The organism is Streptomyces sp. NPDC041129 (assembly GCF_055592265.1).
Map to the genome: position 1 here is coordinate 1,558,725 of NZ_JBVIYV010000001.1, position 18,940 is coordinate 1,577,664.

Genomic DNA, 18,940 nt, shown 5'->3' on the forward strand with positions numbered 1-18,940 from the left:
GGCCATGACGTCCTTGTCACCCTCCTCACTTTCCCGCATCCGGATCGGTTCGGCGCCCGACTCCTGGGGTGTGTGGTTCCCGGACGACCCGCGCCAGGTGCCCTGGCAGCGGTTCCTCGACGAGGTCGCCGGCTCGGGCTACGAGTGGATCGAACTGGGCCCCTACGGCTATCTGCCGACCGACCCGGCGGTGCTCGCCGAGGAGACCGGCCGCCGTGGCCTGAAGGTCTCGGCCGGCACGGTCTTCACCGGCCTGCACCACGGCGCCGCCGTATGGGAGAAGACCTGGGAGCACGTCTCCGGCATCGCCGCCCTGACCCGGGCCATGGGCGCCCGCCACCTGGTCGTCATCCCGTCCTTCTGGCGGGACGACCGGACGGGCGAGGTGCTGGAGTCCGACACGCTGACCGCCGGGCAGTGGCGCGACCTGACCTCGCTGACCGAACGGCTGGGGCGCGAGGTGCGCGAGCGGTACGGCCTCACGGCCGTGGTCCACCCGCACGCCGACACGCACATCGACACGGAGGAGAACGTCACCCGGTTCCTCGACGGCACCGACCCGGATCTGGTGTCGCTGTGCCTGGACACCGGGCACTACGCGTACTGCGGCGGCGACAGCGTCAAGCTGATCGAGACCTACGGCGAGCGGATCGGCTATCTGCATCTGAAGCAGGTGGACCCGCAGATCCTTGCCGACGTGCGGGCCAAGGGGACACCGTTCGGCCCCGCGGTCGCCCAGGGGGTGATGTGCGAACCACCGTCCGGGGTGCCCGCACTGGGTCCGGTACTGGAGGCCGCCGCGCGGCTGGACACCGACCTGTTCGCGATCGTCGAGCAGGACATGTACCCGTGCGACCCGGACAAGCCGCTGCCGATCGCCCGGCGCACCCGGGCGTTCCTGAGGTCCTGCGGAGCCTGAGTCCCCGCTCCCCGCCCCGCGCGCCCCTCGCCGCCCCAACCCGGCCGCATCAGGCGCCACTTTGCTGCGGCCGCGTCACAAACTCCCCCTTCCTGTCACAGATGTCGCGCCTACGCGGGTTCTCGGTCACACCCGGTCAACAGCCGCTTGCCCGCCGCCCCCGGGCGTCGTTCACCGGGCACAGGCTTGGTGATCACCAGCGCACCGCCCGGCTCCCCCGACGGCCGTCCCCCGGCCGCGCCGCGGCGTGCGCGGGGAGGTACGACGCATGACCGACCGAAGGCTCTGGTCCTACAAGGAGATCGCGGCACACATCAGGGTGCAGCCGGACACCGTGCGGTCCTACCGCAAGCACGGCCTGCTGCCGCCGCCGGACCACGTGGAGGCCGGCAAGCCCTACTGGTACGCCGACACCGTCCGCGCCTGGGTCGCCTCCCGGCCGCGAAACCGGGGCCGAAGAGCGGACTGAGCGCCGAAAATCACCTGTGCCCCACCCGTCGCGTGGGGCACAGTCGCCCCATGAGCTTCTCCGTCAAACCCGTTCTGACCGGCCCCAGGACCGTTCTGCGGCCGTTCACCGAGGCCGACGCCGACGTCATGGGGGAGATCATCGCCGACCCCGAGGTCGTCCGCTTCACCTTCGAGCCGTCCACGGAACCGACCCCGGAGCGGCTGCGCACCTGGTACGGCTCCCGGGCCACCGCCCCCGACCGCCTCGACCTGGCCGTCACCGATCCGCGGACCGGTGAGGTCCTGGGCGAGGTCGTGCTGTACGAGTACGACGCGGCCGCCCGGAGCTGCACCTTCCGCACCCTCATCGGCCCCCGGGGCCGCGGCCGCGGCATCGGCACCGAGGCGACCCGGCTGATCGTCGCCCACGGCTTCGAGTCGCTCGGTCTGCACCGCATCGAACTGGCCGCCTGGGCCTACAACCACCGGGCCCTGCGCGTCTACGAGAAGGCCGGCTTCACGGTCGAGGGCGTACGGCGGGAGGTGCAGGTGCGCGACGGCGAGTGGGCCGACGAGGTGATCATGGCGATCCTGGACCGTGAGTGGGCCGCGCTCAGCGCCACGGCTCGATGACGGTCACGCCCGCCCCCGGTACCGTCGCCATGGCGGCGAGGGCGGCCGGGGCCTCGTCCAGCGGGATCGTCCGCGTCACCAGCAGGTCCGGGCGCAGCGCCCCGGAGCCGACCAGCTCCAGCATCCCTGGATAGGCATGGGCGGCCATGCCGTGACTGCCGAGGATCTCCAGTTCCAGGGCGATGGCGCGGGCCAGCGGTACCGGGGTGGTGCCGTCCGCCGAGGGCAGCAGGCCCACCTGGACGTGCCGGCCGCGCCGGCGCAGTGAGCCGACGGAAGCCGCGCAGGTGGCGGGTGAGCCGAGGGCGTCCAGTGAGAGATGGGCACCCCCGCCGGTCAGCTCCCGTACGGCCGCCGCCGTGTCCGGTACGGCGGCGGCGTCCACCGTCCCGGCCGCGCCGAACGTCCGGGCCAGTTCGAGCGCCCGGGGCGAGACGTCCACCGCGACCACCCGGGCCCCCGCGGCGGCCGCGATCATCACCGCCGACAGTCCGACGCCGCCGCAGCCGTGCACCGCGACCCACTCCCCCGCCGCCAGCCGGCCCTGCCGCACCACCGCGCGGAACGCGGTGGCGAAGCGGCAGCCGAGGGCGGCGGCCGTGCCGTACGCCATCGAGTCCGGGATCGCGACCAGGTTCACGTCGGCGTGGTCGAGAGCCACGTACTGGGCGAAGGATCCCCAGTGGTGGAAGCCGGGCTGCGTCTGGCGCTCGCACACCTGCTGGTCGCCGGCCGCGCAGGACGCGCAGCTTCCGCAGGCGCAGACGAAGGGCACGGTGACCCGGTCGCCGGGCCGCCAACCGGTCACGCGGGCGCCCACCGCCTCGACGACTCCGGCGAGTTCGTGCCCGGGGACGTGCGGCAGGGTGATGTCCGGGTCGTGGCCCATCCAGCCGTGCCAGTCGCTGCGGCACAGCCCCGTCGCCTCGACCCGCACCACGACCCCGTGCTCGGCCGGCTCCGGGTCCGGCACCTCCCGAACCTCGGCCGGCTCCCCGTACTTCTCGAACACCACCGCTCTCATGCGGCCCACCTTCGCACGCGGCGCCGCCGCTCCACACCCCGCCGCCGGGTCACACCCCCGCCGTCTCCTTCTCCGGCGCGGGCGCGGGCGCCTCGCCCTCGCTGAGCCCGAACCGCCGGTGGAAGCGGCGCAGCGGGGCGGGGGCCCACCAGGTGGCGCGGCCGGTGAGCCGCATGATCGCCGGGACCAGGAGGCTGCGGACGACCATCGCGTCCATCAGGACCGCGAGCGCGATACCGAGGCCCAGCATCTTGGTGTTGGTCACCCGGGAGGTGCCGATGGCGACCATCACCACCGCGAGGATGACGGCCGCCGCGGTGATCAGCCCGCCGGTGCGCTGCAGCCCGTGGCGGACCGCCTCGTTGTGGTCGCCGGTGCGGTCGTACTCCTCCTTGATGCGGGAGAGCAGGAACACGCCGTAGTCCATGGAGAGTCCGAAGGCCACGCAGAACATCAGGACGGGCAGGGTGGTCTCGATGGAGCCCGGGCTGGTGAAGCCGAGCGCCCCGGACAGATGGCCGTCCTGGAAGACCCAGACCACCGCGCCGAACATCGCCGTCAGGCTGAGCGCGTTGAGCACCACTGCCTGCAGGGGTATCAGCACGCTCCCGGTGAGCAGGAAGACCAGCAGCAGGGTGACGACCGCGATGAACGCTCCCGCCCAGGGCAGGCGTTCACCTATCGCGTGCTTGGAGTCGACGAGGACGGCGGCCGTGCCGGTCACCTCGGTGTCGAAGGGGGCCCTCAGCGAGCGCAGGTCGCCGACGAGACGCTGGGCCGCGGTGTCGACGGCCTCGCCCTTCGGCTGGACGGTGAAGTAGCCCGTGTCGCCCTTGATCAGGGGGCCGTCGACCCGGACGACCTCGGGCAGGGCCGCCACCCGCTGCTTGTAGGCGGCGTACTGGGCCTTGGTGGCGCCGCCCTCGGCGAGGATCTCGAGGCCGCCGCCGGGGGTGGCCGGGAAGCCGTCGCGCAGGTGCTGCTGCACCACGTGGGACTCGGCGCCCGAGGGCAGTTGGCGGTCGTCGGCGGTGCCGAACCTCACGCCGAGGAAGGGCAGTCCGAGGACGACGAGCAGGGCGCTGGTGCCGAGCGCGAAGAGCGGGGCTCGCCGCATCACCAGCGTGGCGGTGCGCGTCCATCCGGTGCTGCCGGCCGCCTGGGTGCCGGAGCCGGCGCTCTCCCGGCCGCGGCGGAACAGACGCCGCAGATCGAGGGAGTTGACCCGGTGACCGAGCAGGACCAGGGCCGCCGGGAGCAGGATCAGGGCGGCAGCGGCGGCCAGGAGAACCACGGCGATGCCGGCGTAGGCGAAGGACCGCAGGAAGTACTGCGGGAAGAGCATCATGGCGGCCAGGGAGACCGCGACCGTGAGGGCGGAGAACAGCACCGTGCGGCCGGCCGTGCGCAGTGTCGTGCCGACCGCCGTCAAGGGGTCGGCCCCGCCTGACAGTTCCTCCCTGTAGCGGCGGACGATGAACAGGGCGTAGTCGATGGCCAGGCCGAGGCCGAGGGCCGTGGTGAGGTTGAGCGCGAAGACCGAGACGTCGGTGAAGGTGGTCAGGCCGCGCAGCACCGCGTTCGTGCCGAGGATCGCCACGATGCCGATGCACAGGGGCAGCAGGGCCGCGACGGCGCTGCCGAAGACCATCACCAGGAGCACCAGTGTGATGGGCAGGGCGATCATCTCGGCCCGGGTCAGGTCCTCCTTGATGATGGTCTGCATCTCGTGCCGGACGGCGACGATGCCGCCGACCTTCACCCGCACCGGGCCGTGCGCGCCCCTGTAGTGGGGCGCTATGCGGTCCAGCGTGCGGCCCATGGCGTTCTCGTCGCCGGTGATGCGGGCGGCGATCAGCGCCTCGTGGCCGTCCTCGGCGCGCAGGCCGGGCGCCGCCGAGGGGCCGGCCTGCCAGTAGGAGCCGACGCCGGTCACGCCGCGCTCCCCGGCCAGCCGGTCGGCCAGGCCGCGGGCCTCGGCGGCGACCGCCGGATCGTCGACGGAGACGCGGCCGGCGTCGACCAGGAGCAGCAGATTGGGCTGGGAGTCGGGGAACTCCCGCTCGAGCGCCTTGGTCGCGTAGGTCGACTCGGCGGCCGGGTCCTCCCAGCCGCCGCTGCCCAGACGGTCCGCGACCCCGCTGCCGGCCAGCACGGCGAGCGCGGTCAGCACCAGGGCCACCAGCAGCGACAGGCGCGGGCGAGCGGTGACGAAACGCGTCCAGCCGCCGGGCCGGGGAGGTCCGTCCCCGTCGCGCGGCGCCTTGTTGACTTCGGTCATCGTGCGGTGTCCCCTTCACCGTGGCCCATGTCCGTGCAGGCAGGCGGCATGGGTCTGTCATTGCCATAAACTGGCAAACACGAGAGATCGCTCGCGTTTCACAAGAATGCGAGCGACCACTCGCGTTTGTCAATCGCCTTCGAAGGGCTGGGGATAACGCGTGTCCGACACCTCGGAGAACGAGCAGCCGCGCCGCCGTCAGGCACGCGGCGAACGCCGCATCGCCCAGCTCCTCCAGGCCGCCGCCCAGGTCTTCTGCACCACCGGCTACACCGCCGCCAGCACCAACGCCATCGCCCGCGAGGCGGGCGTCTCCCCGGGCACGCTCTACCAGTTCTTCCCGAACAAGGAAGCGATCGCGATCGAGCTGGGCGACCGTCTGATGCACGAGATGCGGGAGACCTACGGCGAGGCGCTGGCCCCGATCGACCCCGCCACCCCGCTGGAGGAGGCCATCGGCTCGGCGGTCGACCGGTTCATGGCCTTCAACACCGAGCACCCGGTGTTCTTCGCGCTGATGCACGGCCCCGACCTGCCCGGCGGGATCACGGAGGCGCACGACCAGCTGCACGCGACCCTGATCGGCCGCGTCGAGGGCCTGCTCGCCTCACTGCTGCCCGAGGCCCCGCCGGCCGACCTCACCCGCACGGCACACGTCTGCCTCGGCATCTACAAGGCCGGCCTGGAGCTGGTCCTGGCCCACGAGGGAGCCGAGCGCGCCGCCTACGTCCAGGAGATCAAGAACGTGCTCCTCCGCTACCTCGAACCCCTGGTGGGCGACCGGCTCGGCCGCACCTGACCCCACAGGGCCACCCGGACTGCGACAAAACGCGCACCTGCATAGGGTGCGGATAAATCGCCTCGCAGCAGTCCGAGGGGGACCCACGTGACCCACTCCCCGCCGCCCGGCAGGCCCCGGGCCCGCATCCCCGGCCCGCAGCAGCCGCCACCGCCGTTCCCGCGCATCGGCGCGGGCCTGTGGCGGCGCTGCCTGAAGGGCGGGCTCGCCCTGTGGGCGCTGACCGCGGCGGTGACGTACACGACGCGCGGCATCGCGCCGCTGCCCGCGCTCGTCCTGCTCGGCGGCTTCCTGGTCCCCCTCGTCTTCGTCCTGTGGGCGTACGAGCGGCACGGCCGGGATCTGGGCGTCAGCGCGGTCCTCGGCTGCTTCCTGGCCGGCGGCGCGCTCGGGATGCCCGGCGCCATGCTGATGGAGTCGCATCTGCTCCACCCCTCCCTGGGACGGTTCACCGGTGTCGCGCTGGCCGAGGAGGCGGCGAAGCTCGGCGCGCTGGTGTTCGCGCTGCGCCGGCAGCCGGGCCTCCGCGGGGCGCGGGCCGGACTGGTGCTCGGTGCGGCCGTCGGCCTCGGTTTCGCGGCGGTGGAGAGCTGCGCCTACGCCTTCGACGCGGTGCTCCTCTCCGACGCCGCCGATCTGCGGGTGGTGCTGGAGACGGAGTTCCCGCGTGAGCTCCTCGCCCCGCTCGGGCACGGGCTGTGGACCGCGATCGCGGGCGCCGCTCTGCTGTCCCAGCGGCGCCCGAACGGGCACTTCCGCCTCGCCGCGCCGGTGGTGGGCACCTGGCTGGGCGTCTGTGTGCTGCACGCTGCGTGGGACGCCACGCGCGGTCTCGCCGGCCGGCTGGTGACACGGGTGTACGGCACCGAAGCCGTACCGGGGCCGTTCGGGCAGCCGTACCTCCCGCGGACCGGCGCGGGACAGGAGCACCTGTTCACGTTGCTCTCGGCGGGCGGCCTGGTACTCGTGGCCCTGCTCGGCGTCGCCTGGGTGTGGTCGCTGACCCCCGGAGAGGCTTGGAGAAATACCCCCTAGGGGTATAGTGTGGCGAGCGTGGGGGTCCCACCGTGAGCCCCACCGGCCCCACCTGCTTCGACGAGGAGTAACGACATGACCGCGCAGACCGACACTCCGGGCTCCGTCACCACCGTCTACAAGGTGACCGGCATGAGCTGTGGCCACTGCGAGGGATCCGTCTCCGGCGAGATCTCCCAGATCCCGGGCGTCAGCTCGGTGAAGGCCGTCGCGTCCACCGGCGAGGTGACCGTCGTCTCCGCGGCCCCGCTCGACGACGAGGCCGTCCGTGCCGCCGTGGACGAGGCCGGGTTCGAGCTCGCCGGTCAGGCCTGAGAAACACCCTCCCTTCCCCGACCGGGCCGTCCCGACCAGCTGATACTGGATCCGTACGGCCCGGTCCGATGTCTGGAGTCCGGACATGACCAGCACCACCGCCAAACCGGCGAGCGCGATAGGCGACACCTCCGAGGTCGAGCTGCTCATCGGCGGGATGACCTGCGCCTCCTGCGCCGCGCGGGTGGAGAAGAAGCTCAACCGCATGGACGGCGTGAGCGCCACCGTGAACTTCGCGACCGAGAAGGCGAAGATCAGTTACGCCGGAGGGGTCCGGGTCCCCGACCTGATCGCGACCGTGGTGAAGACCGGCTACACCGCCGAGGAACCCGCGCCGCCGGAGCCCGAACCCGGGACCGACGAGACCCCCGGGCCCACCGGCCAGGACCCGGAACTCGGCGCCCTGCGGCACCGCCTGCTGGTCTCCGCGCTGCTCGCCGCCCCGGTCGTCCTGCTCGCGATGGTCCCCGCCCTGCAGTTCGACAACTGGCAGTGGCTCTCGCTCACCCTCGCCGCGCCGGTCGTGGTCTGGGGCGGAGCGCCGTTCCACCGGGCCGCCTGGACCAACCTCCGGCACGGCGCCGCGACCATGGACACGCTCGTCTCGGTCGGCACCCTGGCCGCCTTCGGCTGGTCGCTGTGGGCCCTCTTCCTCGGCGACGCGGGCATGACCGGCATGCACGACGAGTTCCGGTTCACCGTCTCGCGCATGGACGGCGCCTCCACCATCTACCTGGAAGTCGCCTCCGGGGTCGTGGCGCTGATCCTGCTCGGCCGCTATCTGGAGGCCCGCTCCAAGCGGCGCGCGGGGGCCGCCCTGAAGGCGCTGATGGAACTGGGCGCCAAGGACGTGGCCGTGCTGCGCGACGGGCGCGAGGTACGGGTTCCGGTGCCCTCCCTGGCCGTCGGCGACCGGTTCGTCGTCCGGCCCGGTGAGAAGATCGCCACCGACGGCACGGTCACCGAGGGCATCTCCGCCGTGGACGCGTCCATGCTGACCGGCGAATCGGTGCCGGTGGACGTCGGACCCGGCGACCGGGTCACCGGCGCCACCGTCAACGCGGGCGGCCGGCTGGTGGTCGAGGCGACCCGGGTCGGCGCCGACACCCAGCTCGCCCGGATGGCGAAGCTGGTGGAGGACGCACAGAACGGCAAGGCCGAGGTGCAGCGCCTGGCCGACCGGATCTCCGCCGTCTTCGTCCCGGTGGTCATCCTCATCGCGCTCGGCACCTTCGGTGCCTGGCTGGGCGTCACCGGGGACACCGTCGCCGCGTTCACCGCCGCCGTCGCCGTTCTGATCATCGCCTGCCCCTGCGCGCTGGGCCTCGCCACCCCGACCGCGCTGATGGTCGGCACCGGCCGCGGCGCCCAGCTCGGCATCCTGATCAAGGGCCCCGAGGTGCTGGAGTCCACGCGCCGCGTCGACACGGTCGTCCTGGACAAGACCGGCACGGTCACCACCGGACGGATGACGCTCCAGGAGGTGTACGCCGCCGACGGTGAGGACGAGAAGGAGCTGCTGCGGCTCGCGGGCGCCCTGGAGCACGCCTCCGAGCACCCCGTCGCCCGGGCGATCGCCGAAGGCGCCGAGGAGCGCCTGCAAGGGGCGAGCGCGCAGCGCTCTCCGGCGAGGGCGGCGGTGGACGGGTGGGAGATGCCGGCCGTCGAGCACTTCGAGAACGTCCCCGGACGGGGCGTACGCGGGCGCGTGGCGGGCCGTGAGGTGGCCGTGGGGCGGCTGTTCGACGAGCTGCCCGAGGAGCTGGCACGCGCCCGGGAGGCGGCCGAGCGGGACGGGCGCACGGCCGTCACCGTCGGATGGGACGGCCGGGCCCGCGGAGTGCTCGCCGTCGCCGACGCGGTGAAGGAGACCAGCGCCGAGGCGGTGCGCGAGCTGCGCGCGCTCGGACTCACGCCGGTGCTGCTCACCGGTGACAACCGGAGGGTCGCCGAGTCGGTCGCCCGGACGGTCGGCATCGACGAGGTGATCGCCGAGGTGCTCCCCGAGGACAAGGTGGACGTCGTACGGCGGCTGCAGGGCGAGGGCCGGACCGTGGCCATGGTCGGCGACGGCGTCAACGACGCGGCCGCGCTCGCCACCGCCGACCTGGGGCTGGCGATGGGCACGGGCACGGACGCGGCGATCGAGGCCGGCGACCTGACCCTGGTCCGCGGCGACCTGCGGGTGGCCGCGGACGCGATCCGGCTCTCCAGGCGCACCCTCACCACCATCAAGGGCAACCTGGTGTGGGCCTTCGGCTACAACGTGGCCGCGCTGCCGCTGGCCGCCGCAGGTCTGCTGAACCCGATGATCGCGGGCGCCGCGATGGCCTTCTCCTCGGTGTTCGTGGTGACCAACAGCCTGCGGCTGCGCGGCTTCCACTGAACCCACCCGGGGTTACCGCCGGTTAGCCACAGTTGAAGTGGCAGTCCCCCTGGAGTCGGGCGCGAGCCTCACATAAGCTCTTCACAAGGCTCGCGCATCATCCTTACGCTTGAGTCCCGATCGCCGTATCGGGGCTCTTGCGCACCTAAAGGACAAATGCAAGAGACGCAGATCACAGTGACGCGAACGTAACCATCGAAGGGGTTCGAAGGTCTAAGTTGGCGATGTCAGACCAGCGTCTTGGGGGGCGCTGACTGGCATCTGGGGATGTCTTGGGGGACTTCCTCAGAGATGCGTTGCCGGGGCACGTACACCGGGGAGCTTTGAGCGGCCCTCCCAGCGTGCGTTGTCCCGGCAGATCGCACCGCGTCACTGGAGCACGACGGGTTCGGCCCGTCGTGTTCAGACAGCGATTTCAGGCGCTGTCCTCTCCGAGCGCCCGGCCGGATCCCGTGGGGGGAATCCGCACCGGGACATGGGAAGGCGCCCTGGTCGTCGGCCCGTGGGGGGACCGGCGTCAGGGCGCCTTCCGTTTTCGCTCTTCACCGTCGGTTCAGGGCCCGCCCATGACGGCGGACCCTGTGCGGCGGGCGGGGCACCGGATCGGCACCCCTCGACCGGCAGGTGCTCAGCGCTCCTCGACCGGAACGAAGTCGCGCTCCACCACGCCCGTGTAGATCTGGCGCGGGCGGCCGATGCGGGAGCCGGGCTCCTTGATCATCTCGTGCCACTGGGCGATCCAGCCCGGCAGACGGCCGAGGGCGAACAGGACCGTGAACATCTCGGTCGGGAAGCCCATGGCCCGGTAGATCAGACCGGTGTAGAAGTCGACGTTCGGGTAGAGGTTGCGCGAGACGAAGTAGTCGTCGGAGAGCGCGTGCTCCTCCAGCTTCAGCGCGATGTCCAGCAGCTCGTCGGACTTGCCGAGGGCGGAGAGCACATCGTGCGCGGCGGCCTTGATGATCTTCGCGCGCGGGTCGAAGGACTTGTACACCCGGTGGCCGAAGCCCATCAGGCGGACGCCGTCCTCCTTGTTCTTCACCTTGCGGATGAAGGAGTCGACGTCGCCGCCGTTGGCCTGGATGCCCTCGAGCATCTCCAGGACGGACTGGTTGGCGCCGCCGTGCAGCGGGCCCCACAGGGCGTTGATGCCGGCCGAGATCGACGCGAACATGTTCGCCTGCGACGAGCCCACCAGGCGGACCGTGGACGTCGAACAGTTCTGCTCGTGGTCCGCGTGCAGGATCAGCAACTTGTCCAGCGCGGAGACGACGACCGGGTCGAGCTCGTACTCCTGCGCGGGGACCGAGAACGTCATGCGCAGGAAGTTCTCGACGTAGCCGAGGTCGTTGCGCGGGTAGACGAACGGGTGACCGATCGACTTCTTGTACGCGTACGCCGCGATGGTCGGGAGCTTCGCGAGCAGGCGGATCGTGGAGAGGTTGCGCTGCTTCTCGTCGAACGGGTTGTGGCTGTCCTGGTAGAAGGTGGACAGCGCCGAGACGACCGAGGACAGCATCGCCATCGGGTGGGCGTCGCGCGGGAAGCCCTTGTAGAAGTTCTTGACGTCCTCGTGCAGCAGGGTGTGCCGCGTGATGTCGCCCTTGAACGTGGTCAGCTCGTCGACGGTCGGCAGCTCACCGTTGATCAGCAGGTAGGCCACCTCCAGGAAAGTGGAGCGCTCGGCCAACTGCTCGATGGGGTAGCCGCGGTAGCGGAGGATGCCCGCCTCACCGTCGAGGTAGGTGATGGCGGATTTATAGGCGGCCGTGTTGCCGTAACCGCTGTCCAGAGTCACCAGACCGGTCTGGGCGCGGAGCTTCCCGATGTCGAAGCCCTTGTCACCGACGGTGCTGTCGACCACCGGGTAGGTGTACTCGCCGTCGCCGTACCGCAGTACTACAGAGTTGTCGCTCACGTCTTCCCTCACCGACGTAGTGCCTCATCTTCGAGGTGCCCTGACTGTCTCTACCATCCCCCATTTGGCTCAGGAGAGTGCACTCGGGGTCGACCATTGGGCCTATCGACGGCACTCAGTGCCGCCAACCTGCTCATCCTGCCCGCTTCGACCGGTAACCGGAAGTGCTCTGTGACCTTCACGACTCATTTGATCGATCATTTTTTGGGACGCGGATCGGAGCCGCTGGTCAGGGGCGTTCAGGAACCGCGGAGCCGAAAGTCGAGAGCCGTGCAGCGCCGGCCCGCCGACACCGTGCGCACCGCCTGACCGATCGCCTTGCGTGAACCGACGAGTACCACCAGCCGTTTCGCCCGTGTCACCGCCGTGTACAGCAGGTTCCGCTGGAGCATCATCCACGCGCCGGTGGTGACGGGGATCACCACGGCGGGATACTCGCTGCCCTGCGACCGGTGGATGGTCACCGCGTACGCGTGGGCCAGTTCGTCCAGTTCGTCGAAGTCGTACGGAACCTCCTCGTCCTCGTCCGTCAGCACCGTCAGACGCTGGTCGACCGGGTCGAGCGAGGTGACCACGCCCACGGTGCCGTTGAAGACACCGTTCTCCCCCTTCTCGTAATTGTTGCGGATCTGGGTGACCTTGTCGCCGACACGGAAGACCCGGCCGCCGAACCGCTTCTCGGGCAGTTCGGGCCGGCCCGGTGTGATGGCCTGCTGGAGCAGCCCGTTGAGGGTGCCGGCGCCGGCCGGGCCGCGGTGCATCGGGGCGAGCACCTGCACGTCCCGGCGCGGGTCCAGGCCGAACCGGGCCGGAATCCGGCGGGCGGCGACGTCGACGGTGAGGCGGCCGGCCTCCTCGGTGTCGTCCTCGACGAAGAGGAAGAAGTCCTTCAGCCCGTCGGTGAGCGGGTGCTGCCCGGCGTTGATGCGGTGCGCGTTGGTGACGACGCCGGACTGCTGGGCCTGCCGGAAGACCCGGGTGAGCCGCACCGCGGGAACCGGGGCGCCCTCGGCGAGCAGATCGCGCAGCACCTCGCCCGCGCCGACGCTGGGCAACTGGTCGACGTCGCCGACGAAGAGCAGGTGGGCCCCCGGCGGCACTGCCTTGACCAGCTTGTTGGCGAGCAGCAGGTCCAGCATCGAGGCCTCGTCCACGACCACCAGATCGGCGTCCAGCGGGCGGTCCCGGTCGTAGGCCGCGTCGCCGCCGGGCCTGAGCTCCAGCAGCCGGTGGACCGTGGAGGCCTCGGCGCCGGTCAGCTCGGCCAGCCGTTTGGCGGCCCGGCCGGTGGGCGCGGCGAGCAGCACCTTGGCGCGCTTGGCGCGGGCCAGCTCCACGATCGAGCGGACCGTGAAGGACTTGCCGCAGCCGGGACCGCCGGTGAGCACGGCGACCTTCTCGGTCAGCGCGAGCCGTACGGCGGCCTCCTGCTCGGGGGCGAGCTCGGCGCCGGTACGGCTCCTGAGCCAGCCGAGCGCCTTGTCCCAGGCCACGTCACGGAAGGCGGGCATACGGTCCTCCGGGGTGCGCAGCAGCCGCAGAAGCTGGGCGGAGAGGGAGAGTTCGGCCCGGTGGAAGGGCACCAGGTAGACGGCGGTCACGGGCTCCGCGTCGCCGTCCGGGCCGGGCACCTTCTCCCGTACGACCCCCGGGTCCTCGCCCTCCTCGGGTGGCCCGGCCAGTTCGGCGAGACACTCGATGACCAGGCCGGTGTCGACCTGGAGCAGCTTCACCGCGTCCGCGATCAGCCGCTCCTCCGGCAGGAAGCAGTGGCCCTGGTCGGCGGACTGCGACAGCGCGTACTGCAGGCCCGCCTTCACGCGCTCCGGGCTGTCGTGCGGGATGCCGACGGACCGGGCGATCCGGTCGGCGGTGAGGAAACCGATGCCCCAGACGTCGGCGGCCAGCCGGTAGGGCTGATTCTTGACGACCGAGATGGACGCGTCGCCGTACTTCTTGTAGATCCGCACGGCGATGGACGTCGACACCTCGACGGTCTGGAGGAAGAGCATGACCTCCTTGATCGCCTTCTGCTCCTCCCAGGCGTCGGCGATCTTCTTCGTCCTCTTGGGGCCGAGGCCGGGGACCTCGATCAGCCGCTTCGGCTCCTCCTCGATGACCGCGAGGGTCTCCAGGCCGAAGTGCTGGGTGATGCGGTCGGCGAAGACCGGGCCGATGCCCTTGACGAGCCCGGATCCCAGGTAGCGGCGGATGCCCTGGACGGTGGCGGGCAGGACGGTCGTGAAGTTCTCGCAGACGAACTGCTTGCCGTACTGCGGGTGCGAGCCCCAGCGGCCCTCCATCCGCAGCGACTCGCCGACCTGGGCGCCGAGCAGCGCGCCGACCACCGTCAGGAGATCCCCGCCGCCCCGGCCGGTGTCGACGCGGGCGACGGTGTAGCCGTTCTCCTCGTTGGCGTAGGTGATCCGCTCCAGCACGCCTTCGAGCACGGCGAGCCGCCGTTCGCCCGTGGGGTTCCCCGCCTGTTGAGCCATGACCCGAAGGTACCGGCCGGGTCTGACATCACGATCCGGTCTCAGGAACCCGTCGAGGGGTTGATCTGCGCCCGTGTAATCGATTCCAATCCTTCGTGCATGTCGATGTAATCGATTCCATGAGTTCCACAAGGAGGTGGAGCCCGCGATGGCGAGCATCAAGGACGTCGCCGCCGCGGCGGGCGTCTCGGTCGCCACGGTGTCGCGCGTCCTGAACGAGCACCCGTCGGTCAGCGCGGACGCACGCATGCGCGTGCTGGCCGCCGTCGAGGCGCTGGGCTACCGTCCCAACGCCGTCGCACGTTCCCTGCGCACCGACCAGACCCGCACCCTCGGCCTGGTCATCAGCGACGTCATGAACCCGTACTTCACCGAACTGGCCCGCTCCGTCGAGGAGGAGGCCCGCGCGCTCGGCTACAGCGTGATCATCGGCAACGCCGACGAGCGGCCGGATCTCCAGGACCACCATGTGCGTACCCTGCTGGACCGGCGCATAGACGGCCTGCTGGTCTCCCCCACCGACGGCGGCTCCCCGCTGATGCTGGACGCCGCGCGCGCGGGGACGCCGATGGTCTTCGTCGACCGATGGATCCCGGGCGTCGAGGTGCCCGTGGTGCGGGCCGACGGGCAGCGCGCCGTACGCGATCTCGTCGCGCACCTGTACGGGCTCGGGCACCGGCGGCTCGCGATAATCTCCGGGCCCGCGGCCACCACCACCGGCAGCGAGCGCGTCGAGGCCTTCCGGGCCGCCCTGGCCGAGTACGGGCTGGACCTGCCGGACGCCTACACCGGACAGGGTGACTTCCAGGCCGAGAGCGGCCGGCGGGTCACCGAGGGCTTCCTCGACCTGCCGGAGCCGCCCCAGGCGGTCTTCGCCGCCGACAACCTGATGGCGCTCGGCGCCCTGGACGCGATCCGCGCGCGCGGGCTGCGCGTCCCGGACGACATCGCGCTCGCCGCGTTCGACGACATTCGCTGGTTCGTGCACACCGATCCCCCGGTCACCGCGATCGCCCAGCCCACGGGCGAGCTGGGCCGGGCCGCCGTACGGGCCCTGGTGGACCGCATCGAGGGACGGCCCGGCGAGTCCGTCACCCTCCCCGCCCGTCTCGTCGTGCGCCGCTCGTGCGGCGCGCCCCCCGCCGAGAACCCCGTGACGAACAGGAGCGAGTCGTGAGCGAGCAGGACGAGTTGCTGCGCATCGAGGGCATCCGGAAGACCTTCCCCGGCGTGGTGGCGCTGGACGGCGTCGACTTCTCCCTGCGCCGGGGCGAGGTGCATGTGCTGCTCGGCGAGAACGGCGCGGGCAAGAGCACGCTGATCAAGATGCTCTCCGGCGCCTACACGCCCGACGCCGGGCGGATCCTCGTAGGCGGCGAGGAGGTGCGCATCCACGGTGCGCAGGACTCCGAACGCCTCGGGATCGCCACCATCTACCAGGAGTTCAACCTCGTTCCCGACCTGACGGTCGCCGAGAACATCTTCCTCGGCCGGCAGCCGCGCCGGTTCGGGCTGATCGACCGCAAGCGGATGGAGGCGGAAGCCGAGGTCCTGCTGAAGCGGGTCGGCGTGAACGTGTCCCCCCGCGCGCGGGTGCGTGAACTCGGCATCGCGCGCCTGCAGATGGTCGAGATCGCCAAGGCGCTCAGCCTGGACGCGCGTGTACTGATCATGGACGAGCCGACCGCCGTGCTCACCTCCGAGGAGGTCGACAAGCTCTTCAGGATCGTGCGCCAACTGCGCGAGGACGGCGTGGGGATCGTCTTCATCACCCACCACCTGGAGGAGATCGCCGCCCTCGGCGACCGGGTCACCGTCATCCGGGACGGCAGGAGCGTCGGGCAGGTCCCGGCCGCCACCCCGGAGGCCGAGCTGGTCCGGCTCATGGTGGGCCGCTCCATCGAGCAGCAGTACCCGCGCGAACGGGCCGACCGGGGTGGCGCGCTGCTCAGCGTGGAGGGCCTGACCCGGGACGGCGTCTTCCACGACATCAGCTTCGAGGTGCACGCCGGTGAGGTGGTCGGCATCGCCGGCCTGGTCGGCGCCGGCCGTACCGAGGTCGTCCGGGCGGTGTTCGGGGCGGACCGGTACGACAAGGGGGCCGTGAAGGTCGCCGGTGCGGCCCTCAAGGGTCATGACGTCAACGCCGCCATGGCGGCCGGTGTCGGGCTGATCCCGGAGGACCGCAAGGGCCAGGGGCTGGTCCTCGACCAGTCGGTCGAGGAGAACCTCGGCCTGGTGACCATGCGCGCCGCCACGCGCGCGGGGCTCGTCGACCTCAAGGGCCAGCGCGAGGCCGCCGCGAGGATCGCGGGGCAGCTCGGCGTGCGGATGGCCGGGCTCGGCCAGCACGTGCGGACCCTGTCCGGCGGCAACCAGCAGAAGGTCGTCATCGGCAAGTGGCTGCTGGCGAACACCAAGGTGCTGATCCTCGACGAGCCGACGCGCGGCATCGACGTCGGCGCCAAGGTCGAGATCTACCAGCTCGTCAACGAACTGACCGCGGCCGGCGCCGCCGTACTCATGATCTCCAGCGATCTGCCCGAGGTGCTCGGCATGAGCGACCGGGTGCTGGTGATGGCCCAGGGCCGGATCGCGGGCGAACTGTCCGCCGACGAGGCCACCCAGGACTCCGTGATGGCACTCGCCGTCAGCAACCCCACGACCGACAAGGAGGCCGCTCGTGGCCACTGACACGCTCAAGAGCACGACGGGCGCCGGTGGCGCCACGGCGGTACGCCGTCTGCTCCTGGAGAACGGCGCGCTGACCGCGCTGATCGTCCTCGTCATCGCCATGTCGGCGCTGTCGGGCGACTTCCTGACCACCGACAACCTGCTCAACGTCGGCGTCCAGGCGGCCGTGACCGCCGTCCTCGCCTTCGGAGTCACCTTCGTCATCGTCTCGGCGGGCATCGACCTGTCGGTCGGCTCGGTGGCGGCCCTGTCGGCCACCGTCCTCGCCTGGACCGCCACCTCGCACGGCGTACCGGTCGTCGTGGCGGTGCTGCTGGCCCTCGTGACCGGCATCGCGGCCGGCCTCGTCAACGGCTTCCTCATCGCGTACGGCAAGCTCCCGCCGTTCATCGCGACGCTCGCCATGCTCTCGGTGGCCCGCGGTCTGTCGCTGGTGATCTCCGGGGGATCCCCGATCCCCTTCCCCGACTCCGTCTCGCACCTCGGGGACACGCTCGGCGGCTGGCTGCCGGTGCCGGTCCTCGTGATGATCGTGATGGGCCTGATCGCCGCCCTCGTGCTCGGCCGGACCTACATCGGCCGCTCGATGTACGCGATCGGCGGTAACGAGGAGGCCGCGCGGCTGTCCGGCCTGCGGGTGAAGAAGCAGAAGCTCGCCATCTACGCCCTGTCCGGCGTGTTCGCCGCCGTCGCGGGTGTCGTGCTCGCCTCCCGGCTGTCCTCCGCGCAGCCCCAGGCAGCCGACGGCTACGAGCTGGACGCGATCGCCGCGGTCGTGATCGGCGGCGCCTCGCTCGCGGGCGGCACCGGCAAGGCGTCCGGCACGCTGATCGGCGCGCTGATCCTGGCGGTGCTGCGCAACGGCCTGAACCTGCTGAACGTCTCGGCGTTCTGGCAGCAGGTCGTCATCGGTGTCGTGATCGCGCTGGCCGTCCTCTTCGACACGCTGCGCCGCAAGGCGGGGGCGGCCCCGGCGGCGGCCGGTGCCTCTCCGGGCGGTTCGGGCAGGCAGGCCGGGACGTACGCGCTCGCGGCGGTCGTCACCGTGGCGATCGTCGGCGCGACCTCCTTCCTGCACAACGGCTCCTCCTCGTCCTCGAACCCGAAGATGGGCCTGTCCCTGTCCACCCTCAACAACCCCTTCTTCGTGCAGATCCGGGCGGGTGCCCAGGCCGAGGCGAAGAAGCTGGGCGTGGACCTCACGGTCACGGACGCCCAGAACGACGCCTCCCAGCAGGCCAACCAGCTCCAGAACTTCACCAGTTCGAACCTCGGCGCGATCATCGTCAACCCGGTGGACTCGGACGCGGCCGGCAACTCCGTGAAGGCCGCCGGCAAGGCCGGGATCCCGGTCATCGCCGTCGACCGCGGGGTCAACAAGGCGACCGTGAACGCGCTGGTGGCCTCGGACAACGTGGCCGGCGGCGAACTGGCCGCGAAGACGGTCGCCGAGAAGCTCGGCGGCAAGGGGAAGATCGTCGTTCTCCAGGGCCAGGCGGGCACCTCCGCCGCCCGTGAGCGGGCGGCGGGCTTCGCCAAGGGACTGAAGTCCTACCCGGGCATCCAGGTCCTGGCCCAGCAGCCGGCCGACTTCGACCGCACCAAGGGGCTGGACGTGATGTCCAACCTGCTGCAGGCCCACCCCGACGTGCAGGGCGTCATCGCCGCCAACGACGAGATGGCCCTCGGCGCGATCAAGGCGCTGGGCGCCAAGGCCGGCCGGTCGGTCCAGGTGGTCGGCTTCGACGGCACCCCGGACGGGCTGAAGGCGGTCGAGGGCGGCACCCTGTACGCGTCCGTGGCGCAGCAGCCCAGCCAGCTCGGCCGGATCGCCGTCGACAACGCGCTGAAGGCGGTCCAGGGCAGGAAGGTCGGGGCGGCCGTCAAGGTGCCGGTGAAGGTGGTCACGAAGGAGAACGTGGCCGGGTTCACCGGCTGACATCGGCGAGCGGGCGGGCGGTCCTCGGGACCGCCCGCCCGGGTCATCTCTC

At 71.4% G+C, this 18,940-nt stretch carries 14 protein-coding genes; 10 read left to right on the top strand and 4 right to left on the bottom strand.

The features are described 5' to 3' along the window. Positions 1-4 precede the first annotated feature (4 nt). The 3 genes from ACZ6B1_RS06815 (at position 5) to ACZ6B1_RS06825 (ending at position 2,002) form a co-directional block, all read left to right on the top strand. Positions 5-919 (top strand): sugar phosphate isomerase/epimerase family protein, encoded by a 915-nt coding sequence (locus ACZ6B1_RS06815; protein WP_468775614.1) that lies wholly within the window; start codon positions 5-7, stop codon positions 917-919. Between the two features lie 268 nt (positions 920-1,187). Next, positions 1,188-1,388, top strand: coding sequence for a helix-turn-helix transcriptional regulator (locus ACZ6B1_RS06820; RefSeq protein ID WP_468775616.1), 201 nt, complete (start codon positions 1,188-1,190; stop codon positions 1,386-1,388). A 50-nt stretch (positions 1,389-1,438) separates the two neighbouring features. Beyond that, the gene (locus tag ACZ6B1_RS06825) at positions 1,439-2,002 is read left to right on the top strand and encodes a GNAT family N-acetyltransferase (protein WP_468775617.1); all 564 of its coding nucleotides are present in this window, start codon (positions 1,439-1,441) and stop codon (positions 2,000-2,002) included. On the opposite strand, the gene ACZ6B1_RS06830 is transcribed toward ACZ6B1_RS06825, so the two are convergent. Beyond that, positions 1,983-3,026 carry a zinc-dependent alcohol dehydrogenase family protein gene (locus ACZ6B1_RS06830; protein WP_468775619.1) on the bottom strand — a complete coding sequence of 348 codons (1,044 nt, stop codon included), beginning with the start codon at positions 3,024-3,026 and terminating at the stop codon, positions 1,983-1,985. The genes ACZ6B1_RS06825 and ACZ6B1_RS06830 overlap by 20 nt on opposite strands. Before the next feature lie 49 nt (positions 3,027-3,075). After that, positions 3,076-5,307 carry an MMPL family transporter gene (locus ACZ6B1_RS06835; protein ID WP_468775621.1) on the bottom strand — a complete coding sequence of 744 codons (2,232 nt, stop codon included), beginning with the start codon at positions 5,305-5,307 and terminating at the stop codon, positions 3,076-3,078. A 160-nt stretch (positions 5,308-5,467) separates the two neighbouring features. On the opposite strand from ACZ6B1_RS06835, the gene ACZ6B1_RS06840 reads away from it, so the two are divergent. The 4 genes from ACZ6B1_RS06840 to ACZ6B1_RS06855 all read left to right on the top strand — a co-directional run bounded on the left by ACZ6B1_RS06840 (position 5,468) and on the right by ACZ6B1_RS06855 (position 9,842). Next, a complete protein-coding gene (locus ACZ6B1_RS06840) occupies positions 5,468-6,106 on the top strand; it encodes a TetR/AcrR family transcriptional regulator (RefSeq protein ID WP_468775623.1) in 639 nt (212 codons plus the stop codon). 87 nt (positions 6,107-6,193) lie between these two features. Then, positions 6,194-7,141 carry a PrsW family intramembrane metalloprotease gene (locus ACZ6B1_RS06845; protein ID WP_468775625.1) on the top strand — a complete coding sequence of 316 codons (948 nt, stop codon included), beginning with the start codon at positions 6,194-6,196 and terminating at the stop codon, positions 7,139-7,141. 75 nt (positions 7,142-7,216) lie between these two features. Next, positions 7,217-7,456 (top strand): heavy-metal-associated domain-containing protein, encoded by a 240-nt coding sequence (locus ACZ6B1_RS06850; RefSeq protein WP_468775627.1) that lies wholly within the window; start codon positions 7,217-7,219, stop codon positions 7,454-7,456. Positions 7,457-7,541: 85 nt separating this feature from the next. Then, positions 7,542-9,842, top strand: a complete 2,301-nt coding sequence (locus ACZ6B1_RS06855; protein WP_468775629.1) for a heavy metal translocating P-type ATPase — start codon at positions 7,542-7,544, stop codon at positions 9,840-9,842. Positions 9,843-10,470: 628 nt separating this feature from the next. Here the strand turns inward: ACZ6B1_RS06855 and ACZ6B1_RS06860 are convergent. Both ACZ6B1_RS06860 and recD2 read right to left on the bottom strand, forming a co-directional pair. Next, on the bottom strand, positions 10,471-11,760 hold the full coding sequence (locus ACZ6B1_RS06860) for a citrate synthase (RefSeq protein WP_199210623.1): 1,290 nt from the start codon (positions 11,758-11,760) through the stop codon (positions 10,471-10,473). 239 nt (positions 11,761-11,999) lie between these two features. Further along, complete coding sequence (gene recD2 / locus ACZ6B1_RS06865; RefSeq protein WP_468775631.1) at positions 12,000-14,255, bottom strand: SF1B family DNA helicase RecD2; 2,256 nt, start codon at positions 14,253-14,255, stop codon at positions 12,000-12,002. A 148-nt stretch (positions 14,256-14,403) separates the two neighbouring features. Here recD2 and ACZ6B1_RS06870 point away from each other — a divergent pair, with 148 nt between their 5' ends. The 3 genes from ACZ6B1_RS06870 to ACZ6B1_RS06880 are packed head-to-tail and all read left to right on the top strand — an operon-like array spanning position 14,404 to position 18,888. Further along, positions 14,404-15,432, top strand: coding sequence for a LacI family DNA-binding transcriptional regulator (locus tag ACZ6B1_RS06870; RefSeq protein ID WP_468775633.1), 1,029 nt, complete (start codon positions 14,404-14,406; stop codon positions 15,430-15,432). Next, complete coding sequence (locus ACZ6B1_RS06875) at positions 15,429-16,949, top strand: sugar ABC transporter ATP-binding protein (protein WP_468775635.1); 1,521 nt, start codon at positions 15,429-15,431, stop codon at positions 16,947-16,949. The genes ACZ6B1_RS06870 and ACZ6B1_RS06875 overlap by 4 nt, the downstream gene beginning before the upstream one ends. Next, entirely contained in the window at positions 16,939-18,888 is a 1,950-nt protein-coding gene (locus ACZ6B1_RS06880; protein WP_468775637.1) for an ABC transporter permease/substrate-binding protein, read from the top strand. The genes ACZ6B1_RS06875 and ACZ6B1_RS06880 overlap by 11 nt, the downstream gene beginning before the upstream one ends. The last annotated feature ends 52 nt before the right edge of the window (positions 18,889-18,940 follow it).

Coding starts and splice junctions, on each gene's coding strand:
- ACZ6B1_RS06825 (WP_468775617.1), top strand. CDS start 1,439: ATGAGCTTCTCCGTCAAACCCGTTCTGACCGGCCCCAGGACCGTTCTG.
- recD2 (WP_468775631.1), bottom strand. CDS start 14,255: ATGGCTCAACAGGCGGGGAACCCCACGGGCGAACGGCGGCTCGCCGTG.
- ACZ6B1_RS06850 (WP_468775627.1), top strand. CDS start 7,217: ATGACCGCGCAGACCGACACTCCGGGCTCCGTCACCACCGTCTACAAG.
- ACZ6B1_RS06835 (WP_468775621.1), bottom strand. CDS start 5,307: ATGACCGAAGTCAACAAGGCGCCGCGCGACGGGGACGGACCTCCCCGG.
- ACZ6B1_RS06830 (WP_468775619.1), bottom strand. CDS start 3,026: ATGAGAGCGGTGGTGTTCGAGAAGTACGGGGAGCCGGCCGAGGTTCGG.
- ACZ6B1_RS06855 (WP_468775629.1), top strand. CDS start 7,542: ATGACCAGCACCACCGCCAAACCGGCGAGCGCGATAGGCGACACCTCC.
- ACZ6B1_RS06815 (WP_468775614.1), top strand. CDS start 5: ATGACGTCCTTGTCACCCTCCTCACTTTCCCGCATCCGGATCGGTTCG.
- ACZ6B1_RS06870 (WP_468775633.1), top strand. CDS start 14,404: ATGGCGAGCATCAAGGACGTCGCCGCCGCGGCGGGCGTCTCGGTCGCC.
- ACZ6B1_RS06820 (WP_468775616.1), top strand. CDS start 1,188: ATGACCGACCGAAGGCTCTGGTCCTACAAGGAGATCGCGGCACACATC.